Genomic DNA, 9076 nt, shown 5'->3' on the forward strand with positions numbered 1-9076 from the left:
CGGCTGAAACCTGGATCGTCATTGCTCACATCCGCATCCTGACCCGACGCCTCGCAAGATATTACGATTATTAAATTCTTTTCGAGTCCGGCTCTAAACGACGGGAAAGTTCCGCAATTTGATCCCGCGTCATATTCAAACGGAATGGTCCGACTGCAACTGAAGGCTCGATGTTCATGGTCTCAGTCCTAGAGATTGTGTGTGTAGGTGACGGCGTCAGCGGCTGCTAGATACGAGAAATCGATAGCATTGAGCAAATCGGGAGATATTGATTGCGAAAAGATCCGCCAGTAAACATGGGAGCGCTGCCGGCTAAGGCGGGGAAGCTTTCGTCTGAAAACTACACGGCGTCCCTGATGTCTAACACTAAGTGGCGCGCGCTCTTTGGCGCCCTCGAAGAAGCGGGTATCAGCGCCGCATGTTCGGTAAAATTCATTGGCGAGGACAAGGAATGCGAGATTGTGGCTCATCCACGGTTATTTCCACCTCACCCTTACATTGATCTCTGGCCGCTTAACGAATATCCCCTGGTTGAAATCGAGTGGATCGAGTTTAGGCGTATCGTGAGATATCGAAGAGATAACAACGTTCCGGCTGAACTGGTGCCACAAGACATAGACGCGATCCGGGCTGCTATTGAGAGCACGGGAAAACGCTTTCCCTTTGAAGTCTCCGAGGATGCAATTCGGGTTGTGGGGCATGTTAAGTGAAGAAGGCTCGCTGCCATTCTCCTGAATCGAGGCAAGTCTTTTGATGATCCTTCCTGCTCTTGCTAAATCAGGCCATCAAGTTCTCGTCAACGAACATTTCGGCAAACGTTTGAGGATGCAGAGTCACATCATTAGCACGCGCGATTTCGAGATTCCTGGCCCACACATCCCTGATCGCGGTCGGCATTTCGGGGGGCAAATGAATCGCGGCTGCGACCGCATCATGCCACTCTCCACTGCTCCCATAGAGCGAGTGCAATTTTGGGGCGATTCTCTCAAGTGTCTGCTGCTCAGCTGAAGACAACTCGCCGATTGCCCATAGTACGTACATCTCAAGAAGTCGAAGCAATGGCTTGCCGTTGTAGCGCGGACTACTGGTCACGAAATTTTCCTAGGCATCATCGCCGACGCGGACGGCTGCGCAGAGGTGTATCGGCTTCACGGAGGAGTGGTTGGGATGACTTACGCGGAACCTTTGTCATGTCCCGAAGTGCAGCAGAGAACGGTTAAAGAGTCGAGTCGGGTGGGAACTTGCTTACGTCCCCATGTAAGCAGAGCCAGGCGCCCTTGTTTCCACCAACATCACCGCGAGTGCCTGGCTCACCTCCATGTATTGGTAAGTTCCCAAAAGTTTGTTTATTTTCTACCCAAGATATTTTGCACTGACCGTCTTCATGCGTCTAGATTCTACCTCAGATCGTGCTAATAAAAATCCCGACAGGGGAACCCGTATGCGCTGGCTGATTGAAGAATATTGCTTGGTTGCTCAAACTTGGAAACGAGAACAAATCGCCCACGAGATCTGTCGACTGATCGATGCTGGCGAGGACCCTAGCCACATTGCCGCTCTCGAAGAGAAGATGATGAATTATGCGCGACAGTCAGAGGTGATATTGGCTAAGCGTGCGCTGCGCCGGATCGTTTTCGGCTACTTGGTCAGGATGCCGAGCTCTTTTTTAACTGGAAGAACCAAACTCAGCTAGACCCCGCCCTTGGTTAGGGCGGGGTGGCGGCCGGACGCTTTATTCAGAGTAGGTCCAGAGGTCTTTGTCCGCTTTGATGGGCTTTGGTATCCCCTCGTGAAAGTTTGCCGAATTTTCGCTTCGCTGACATTGTCAGCATTCCTGACGATTTGCGTCAGTCTATCCTGATAAGGAAATACTGAGTGGTCGTGCGCACGGCAAGGAAATCGCGACCAATGGCGCTCTCAAGGAACTCCTCAAGCGCCAGATATGCTCCGTAAAGTCCGGGCAATGCCGTTGCATCTTCAACAATGATAACGCCGCGGCGCGCCATCAGAGGCGCAACTTTTTTCAGGGCAATCGCTATGGCGTCGTATATGTCGACGTCGATATTGGCGATTGCGATCTGCTGAATTTCAGCGGGCAATGGATCAGCGCAGATGTCCATTGGGACAACGTTCACCTGCTGATCGGTCTGCGCCACCAGCCCCTGAATACGTGCGACCGTCTTTTCCGGGTCCATGATGTGGGTGCCACCCCAAATCAGATCCGGACTGTGCATCGAGGTCTCATATGTAAAGCCGGAATAGGTATCCAGCAACCAGGACCGGCGCTTTATACCCAGCCGATCCATATGCGAAAGAGCGGTCAAGGCACTCGATCCCGAGAATACACCGATCTCGACAAAGTCACCTCTGACATGCCGCGTCAGTTCGATCGCCTGGCAAATCTGCGAATGAAGCTCCTGTCCGCCGAACGGTTCATGGCCGAGAATGGAAGCCGCGTTGTTAATGCTATGAATTGCATTGGCGCTGACCTCAATGAACGGAATCTTGTCAAACATCGGCGGCGGCGCAAACAAGCCCTTGCACGCCACGATGCGCTTCAGGGGAACCAGGGCTTTTTCATGCAACGAGAAATGAACATAAAAGGCGCTTATGCCGATTTCGGTATCGGACAGATCAGCCAGAGTGAGCAAAACACCGTCCGTTTCGGCGGCAAATTCCGCAGCGACCCGCTCAGGCTGGTCCGTCAGGATATAGACCCGCTCCCTCTTCTTTCGCAGATCAGAGGGAGAATACGTAACTTCGCGATGCCGGTAACCTCTACCATCGAAAACAGGCATCTCTCTTGGCACGTAATGCGGTAGTGTTCGGTATTGCATGATTACCTCAAAAAATGGTCAGAAAGGCGCAAATAGTCGAGAACTACCTCCTCGACTAAGCGGCAAAGCTTGCGCAGACCTGTCGACGGCTCATTCGACTGACTGGACCGAGCGATTGCCGATGCAAAAACCATTTTCCATTTATTTAGTCGTCCGTGAAGACTTCCTCGATCAGTTCGAGATTCTCGCCGATCTTGCTGGCGACTTGCCTGAGTGTGTAGATGAACCTCAAGGTGCCATCAGGCGGCCTCGTATCGAGCGTTTGCTGGCTTCCAGTTCCAGGGCAGCATTTCCGCAATTCGATCTTTGGGGTGATCTTGGATCCGGGCCAAGACGTCCTTCAGATAGATCTCCGGATTGTGGCCATGGAGTTTGGTAGTCTCAATGATGGTCAGGATATTGGCGATGCGCTCACCGCCCTTGTCTGACCCAGCAAATAGCCAGATGCTATGACCATTCCTCCTTGCGATGTCGCTCAACGAGCGCAGCATAGGCTGGTGCCATTTCGGCCGATAGGAGGATTTATTCGTCATGCCTGACTACGATGCATATATTGGGTTGGACGTCCACAAAGACTCGATCTCCGTTGCCATTGCAGACGCTGGCCGTTCTGGCGAGGTCCGTCTATTCGGAGCGATTCCGAACGAGCCAGACGCGATCGCTAAACTTGTAAAGAAACTTTCGAGCAGGCACGGACGCGTAGAATTTGTTTACGAGGCAGGGCCGTGTGGATACAACGTCTTTCGGCAAATTGAGGCGTTGGGGTTCGTTTGCCGCGTAGTCGCGCCAAGCCATACCCCTGTCCGACCGGGCAATCGGCAGAAGAACGACACTCGCGACGCCGTGATGCTTGCAAGGCTGTTGCGCGCCGGAGAACTGACCTTCGTTTGGGTTCCTGATGTCGTACACGAGGCGATGCGTGACCTAGTGCGAGCCCGGTCTGTCGCGTCTCACGATGCGCGGAAAGCGCGAACATTGATCCAACTGTTTTTGTTAAAGCATGACCTCCGGTATTCAGCCAAGTCATGGACATCGAGGCATAGAACCTGGCTACGCAACCGACATTTCCATCATCATGCACAGCAGATCGCGTTTCAAAGCTATCTGAACCGACTGGAACAGGCCGAGGCCCGCAAAAAAGAGTTGGAGGATCAGATCGCTGTCATTTCTCAATCATGGTCCCTGGCACGTACGGTGATGAACCTGCAAGCCTTCAAAGGCATAGGCTTGGTCATCGCTGCAACACTGGTCGCCGAGGTCGGAATATTTTCTCGCTTCAACAGCCCCCGGAAGCTCATGGCATACCTTGGACTGATCCCTGGAGAGCACTCAAGCGGCGGTTCCGTTCGATCACGCGGGATAACAAAGACAGGCAACTCAGCCCTTCGGGCCTTGCTCTTCGAGGCTGCCTGGTCCTACCGCGTTCAGGCCAAGGTTGGAAACTGGATGCATAAGCGACGCCCGGACGTCCCGCAGGCCATTAATGACATCGCCTGGAAAGCCCAGGTGCGGCTGAGCGCTCGATACCGCAAATTAGTTATAGCGCGGCGATCAGGATGAGACGGCGCATTGCCTCGCGAGAAATGCTCCCTGATTGTTGGCCGTTGCCTCATCTGATTTGCTCCCAGCATTTGTGGGTGCGGAGCAAATCAGATGAGGCTGATCAGCGTGACGACGAAAAAGGAATTGATTGCTGCTCTGGCAAAACGCTATGCAGCCGGAAAGCGGGAGGAAAAATCGCAGATCCTCGATCAGTTCGTTTCGATCAGTGGGATGCATCGCAAACATGCGATGCGTTTGTTGCGTGGGGCGGATAAGCAACCGCAATCGCGAACGCGGGCGCAGATTTATGACGAGGCGACCCGACAGGCTCTGATTGTTTTGTGGGAAGCGTCCGACCGTATCTGTAGCAAACGACTGAAGCCCTTGCTGCCGATTCTGATCTCCTCGATGGAACAGCATGGCCATTTGAAGTTAGACGATCAGGTCCGGACCCTTTTGCTACAGATGAGTGCGGCTACCATCGACCGTGCATTGAAAAGCGTGCGGGAAACAGCAGGCGGCCGTCGACGCCGACGTTCCGTGGCTTCATCGGCATTGAAGCGGACTATTCCAATTCGAAAATTCTCCGACTGGGGTGACCCCCCACCTGGCTTCATCGAGGCTGATCTGGTGTCACATTCCGGTCCCAACGCACGTGGCAGCTTTATTCAAACGCTTGTCCTCACGGATATTGCGACCGGTTGGACTGAATGCGCGCCTCTGCTGGTTCGCGAACAGAAGCTCTTGGCGGAAGTTTTGACCGAGCTTCGTCGCGTCCTGCCGTTCCCGCTGCTTGGCTTTGATACGGACAACGATAGCGTATTCATCAACGAGACGATCAAGGACTACTGCGTTGATTCAGACATCGAATTCACTCGCTGTCGGCCATATCGCAAAAATGATCAGGCTTGTGGAGCAGAAAAACGGATCGGTCGTCCGCCGCATTGTTGGCTATCATCGGTATGAGGGTGTTGAAGCCGCGGCGACACTTGCGGACCTCTATCGCTCGGTACGCTTGTTCGTGAACTTCTTTCAACCGTCGTTTAAGCTGCTCGAAAAGCAGCGAAATGGAGCGCTGGTCAAGAAGCTCTACTCTTCCCCCGCGACGCCACATCAACGGATTTTGTCGGATGCGAGGACGGCAACGGAGGTACGCGACCGCTTGGTGCGAATGAGCGAACAACTCGATCCTGTGACGCTCCTCCGCGACATTCGTGCAGGACAACAGCGGCTTGCCGACATCGCGCACCAGGGAACCCCCTCCAGCGAGGCTCCCGATGTTGAGAGCTTTTTGCAAAGCCTCCGTATCGCATGGACAGAGGGCGAAGTCCGTCCGACCGCGAAAGCAAAGCCAAAACTAAAGCGCGAGCGACGGCGGCCTGACCCGCTGGTTAACGTTACGAATGATCTTTACAGTTGGTTTGAAGCTGAACCATGGAGAACCGGCCGGGAGCTACTGGAGCGACTTCAAAGCATTTATCCCGGTCAGTATCCTGATGGACTAATCCGTACGGTGCAACGACGGGTGAAAGGCTGGCGTCGCGATCGCGCACATACAATGATATTCGGAATCGAGCCTGGCGAAGACGAACAACTACCAAAGCTCAGCAGGGCGTAGGGAGCATTCTGGTGAGGCAATATACTATCCGTCCGGGAGCATTCTCCCATGAGGCAATACGAATCTCACTTAGATTGCCGCTACGCAAATTAGTCGGATCAGGTAAAAAGAGCAACGTGGCGATCACCGCAGTCGCTCGCGAGCTTGTCGGCTTCCTATGGGATGTTGCTCGCAAAACTGAAGTAGAAACAATGTCATCTGCTGCCTGAGAGTTAACCCATCATCAGCGATCGGGAATGGTCAGAGCGTCGGGAGCGGAGAAGGAATCCTCGGGCAAAAATTTGGACGGGTTCATCCTACGTCCGCAGCCAGATCGAGGCAGCCTTCCGACGCATCGTCACCATTGGGTAGCCAATCCCAGGACAAGAGTTTGAGCAACCGTCGAGTATTCCCGGCGCTCTGACCCATCCCGACCGTGACACCATGGTATGCGCTGCCTGCCACACAGGTGGTGTTTTAAAGTGCGCCTCAAACCTTGATAATGGTCATAAGAGTTTTTTCTTCCGATTCCAAGCGGTCTCATGGCCCGCTCGGCTATATTGTTGTCGATCTCAACACGGCCATCGTCGATATAAACGCTCAACGCTGCCCACCGCGAGAGAGCATATCGCATCGCTTCAGCCAGCTTCTGCTTCTGTGGCAGCGTCGAAAGCGTAGCCTCGATCCAGACCTTCAGCTCATCCAGAATGGATCTGGCGTGTTGTTGTCGCAGGGTACGCCGCTCATCAGCCGACATGCCACGGATACGATCCTCGATATCGTAGAGTGCTCCGATGCGCGACAGCGCTTGGTCGGCAATCGGAGATGGCTTCAGCTTGATCACGTCATGGAATTTGCGGCGCACATGCGCCATACAGGCGGCTTCAATGATCTGATTGCCGTAGAGCTTCTTGTACCCACCATAGCCATCGGCATGCATGACGCCGCTGAAGGTGGCGAGGTGGTCAGCCGGATGCACGCCTTTGCGGTCTGGGCTATAGTAATAGGCGATGGCACCGGGAGTGGCGGCTTGATAGCCACTGCCGTCGAAGACGTAGACCCAGACCCTGCCGGTTTTTGTCTTGCCCCGCCCGGGGTCTAGAACATCGACGGGGGTATCGTCCGTATGTATTCGATCGAGCGCGGCGATATGGGCCCTGATAGCCGAGACGAGAGGAGCTAGCAGAGCGGATACGCGGCCGACCCAGTCGGCCATTACGGATCGGGAGATGTCTATCCCCAACCGGTCGTACATCTCAGATAGGCGGTAGAGGGGGATGTGATCGTCGAATTTAGCGATCATGATATGGGCGAGCAGTCCCGGTCCGGGTTTACCGCGCTCGATCGGCAGGGTCGGCATCTCACCAGCCACCGTCGTATCGCAATCCCTGCAGATCATGCGCTTTTCGACATGGCGGACAATCTTAACCGACGCCGGCACGTGCTCCAACACCTGGACCACCCTGTCGGTCGCCTTCAGGAACGACGTGCCACCACAGGTCGGGCAATTGCAGGGGGCTGCATAGAGCAATTCTTCGGTTGGAAGACCATCGGGTAATGGCTTGCGCTTCGGCTTCTCGGATGCGTCGTCCAACTCCGGCAGAGGGGTTTTCCCGGAGCGCATTTCAGCCTCTGCACGGGAGGCCTCGATCTCCTCCAGCATCAGCTCGAACTGCTCGATCTTCCGGTCAATCTTTTCCGAAGACGCGCCATGCTGCCGATGTCGGAGAAGCTCCAGTTGCGCGCGAAGAAGCCCGATTATGGAGTCTCGCTTGATGACCTCAGCTTCCTGGCTCTCAAGTTTCGCCGCCTGTTCCGCGACGAGTGCGCGCAAAGCAGTTAGCTCGTCCTGACTGTCCAGCGGCGCTGTTTCCATACCCGCAAATCTAGCCGATTTGCCCTTGGCACGCCAGCAATATACCCCGGATGCCCCTGCAAAATATAGATTTTATCCCGTTCGACCGGGAGCGGAAGTCCACGCCGGGCGGCGCCAATCTATCCCCTCAACCAGCATCGAAAGCTGCGCCTGCGTCAGGTGCGCTACACCCTCTTTCGCCGTCGGCCAGGGAAAGTATCCGCGCTCCAAAATCTTGTAGAACAGGCAGAACCCCTGGCCGTCCCACCAGAGAAGCTTGATCCGGTCAGCGCGCTTTCCGCGGAAGCCGAAGATCGCGCCCGAGCCCGGCGCCTCCTTCACGACCGTTTCGACCAGCGCCGATAGGCCATCGATGCCACGCCGCATATCGGTCACTCCGCAGGCCAGATAGACCCGTACATTCCCCGATGGCCCGATCATGCCGCCTCCACGCAAGCGACGAGTGGGCCAAGCAGTTTCAACTCAACGTCAACCGGAACCTTCAAGCTCCGACCGTTTCGAAGCAAGATCTCGACGATCGCCGGCCTCGTTGCTGCGGTGGACGGCTGGCTTACGCCAACCTCCTCGGTGACTTCCACCGGGAGGAACACCGTCGGCCGATCGGCATAGCTGAATGATTGCCGCCACAAGCGGATCTGGCCCGGATGAATGTCGTGCCGGCGCGCCACATCGCCAATGCGAGCACCGGGCTCATCAGCTTCCGCAAGTATCCTCAGCTTCGTCTCGTCCGACCAACGCCGTCTGCGCTCGGTACCGGACATGATCTCTATGCGAGCCATGAAACCTCTTTGTTCTGGTATTAATGTCAGCACTAACGCTGGTTCTAATGCCAGAACATCGCCTGATTTACCCGATCAGCAAAAACAGCTCACCGGACGCTCACGATATTTCGGTGTCGATGGCTGTTGAGAACCGCGCATATTTGGTGCCGAGACGGAATTACAGCGAATTTCGGCGCAGTGGGCGGAGCACTGACGTTATCGCGACGAATCGGAGCTGGTATATCCTGGCTGCGATCACCACATTCCCAGTGCGCACTGCAAAATTCGATACTTCGCCGCCATCTCGATCGCCAGAAACTTCAATCGCTTAAGCGTTGTTCAGGGCCGACTACCTATTACGCCTGCCGCTAGATGGTGTAACGGGCGGAGCCCAGCCAGCCGAGTTTGAAGGTTTGGTGGTCGTCCCTCACAATGATGGTGTCGCGGAGTCAGGAGTGGCCTG

Annotated in this window: 7 protein-coding genes and 3 pseudogenes; 4 read left to right on the forward strand and 6 right to left on the reverse strand. The window is 55.1% G+C overall.

Annotation, left to right across the window (positions count from 1 at the left end):
• Positions 1-272 precede the first annotated feature (272 nt).
• Positions 273-710 (forward strand): DUF6678 family protein, encoded by a 438-nt coding sequence (locus EV561_RS36230; protein WP_132528673.1) that lies wholly within the window; start codon positions 273-275, stop codon positions 708-710.
• A gap of 67 nt (positions 711-777) precedes the next feature.
• Here the strand turns inward: EV561_RS36230 and EV561_RS36235 are convergent, their stop codons facing one another.
• Positions 778-1092 (reverse strand): hypothetical protein, encoded by a 315-nt coding sequence (locus EV561_RS36235; RefSeq protein ID WP_132528674.1) that lies wholly within the window; start codon positions 1090-1092, stop codon positions 778-780.
• Positions 1093-1441: 349 nt separating this feature from the next.
• Between EV561_RS36235 and EV561_RS36240 the strand changes: the two genes are divergently transcribed.
• Positions 1442-1693 carry a hypothetical protein gene (locus tag EV561_RS36240; RefSeq protein WP_132528675.1) on the forward strand — a complete coding sequence of 84 codons (252 nt, stop codon included), beginning with the start codon at positions 1442-1444 and terminating at the stop codon, positions 1691-1693.
• A 154-nt stretch (positions 1694-1847) separates the two neighbouring features.
• Here the strand turns inward: EV561_RS36240 and EV561_RS36245 are convergent, their stop codons facing one another.
• Together EV561_RS36245 and EV561_RS36250 are read right to left on the reverse strand one after the other, a co-directional pair.
• On the reverse strand, positions 1848-2837 hold the full coding sequence (locus EV561_RS36245; protein ID WP_132528676.1) for a TylF/MycF/NovP-related O-methyltransferase: 990 nt from the start codon (positions 2835-2837) through the stop codon (positions 1848-1850).
• Positions 2838-3076: 239 nt separating this feature from the next.
• Positions 3077-3280 (reverse strand): annotated as a pseudogene (locus EV561_RS36250) (transposase domain-containing protein); the annotation flags it as partial.
• A gap of 88 nt (positions 3281-3368) precedes the next feature.
• Between EV561_RS36250 and EV561_RS36255 the strand changes: the two are divergent.
• Together EV561_RS36255 and EV561_RS36260 are read left to right on the forward strand one after the other, a co-directional pair.
• Positions 3369-4397, forward strand: coding sequence for an IS110 family transposase (locus EV561_RS36255; protein ID WP_245513269.1), 1029 nt, complete (start codon positions 3369-3371; stop codon positions 4395-4397).
• Positions 4398-4490: 93 nt separating this feature from the next.
• Positions 4491-5997: pseudogene (locus EV561_RS36260) on the forward strand (transposase).
• A 493-nt stretch (positions 5998-6490) separates the two neighbouring features.
• On the opposite strand, the pseudogene EV561_RS36270 reads toward EV561_RS36260, so the two are convergent.
• The 3 genes and pseudogenes from EV561_RS36270 to EV561_RS36280 form a co-directional block, all read right to left on the reverse strand.
• Positions 6491-7852: pseudogene (locus EV561_RS36270) on the reverse strand (IS66 family transposase); the annotation flags it as partial.
• A gap of 72 nt (positions 7853-7924) precedes the next feature.
• A complete protein-coding gene (gene tnpB, locus EV561_RS36275; protein WP_012478058.1) occupies positions 7925-8272 on the reverse strand; it encodes an IS66 family insertion sequence element accessory protein TnpB in 348 nt (115 codons plus the stop codon).
• Positions 8269-8631 carry a transposase gene (locus EV561_RS36280; protein ID WP_132528677.1) on the reverse strand — a complete coding sequence of 121 codons (363 nt, stop codon included), beginning with the start codon at positions 8629-8631 and terminating at the stop codon, positions 8269-8271. The genes tnpB and EV561_RS36280 overlap by 4 nt, the downstream gene beginning before the upstream one ends.
• Positions 8632-9076: the final 445 nt, after the last annotated feature.

Origin of the sequence: Rhizobium sp. BK376 (assembly GCF_004341625.1) — a bacterium.
GTDB lineage: Bacteria > Pseudomonadota > Alphaproteobacteria > Rhizobiales > Rhizobiaceae > Rhizobium.

What these genes read in the sequence shown, in the direction of transcription:
- EV561_RS36240 (WP_132528675.1), top strand. Translation starts at nt 1,442, where the DNA reads ATGCGCTGGCTGATTGAAGAATATTGCTTGGTTGCTCAAACTTGGAAA.
- EV561_RS36255 (WP_245513269.1), top strand. Translation starts at nt 3,369, where the DNA reads ATGCCTGACTACGATGCATATATTGGGTTGGACGTCCACAAAGACTCG.
- EV561_RS36280 (WP_132528677.1), bottom strand. Translation starts at nt 8,631, where the DNA reads ATGGCTCGCATAGAGATCATGTCCGGTACCGAGCGCAGACGGCGTTGG.
- EV561_RS36245 (WP_132528676.1), bottom strand. Translation starts at nt 2,837, where the DNA reads ATGCAATACCGAACACTACCGCATTACGTGCCAAGAGAGATGCCTGTT.
- tnpB (WP_012478058.1), bottom strand. Translation starts at nt 8,272, where the DNA reads ATGATCGGGCCATCGGGGAATGTACGGGTCTATCTGGCCTGCGGAGTG.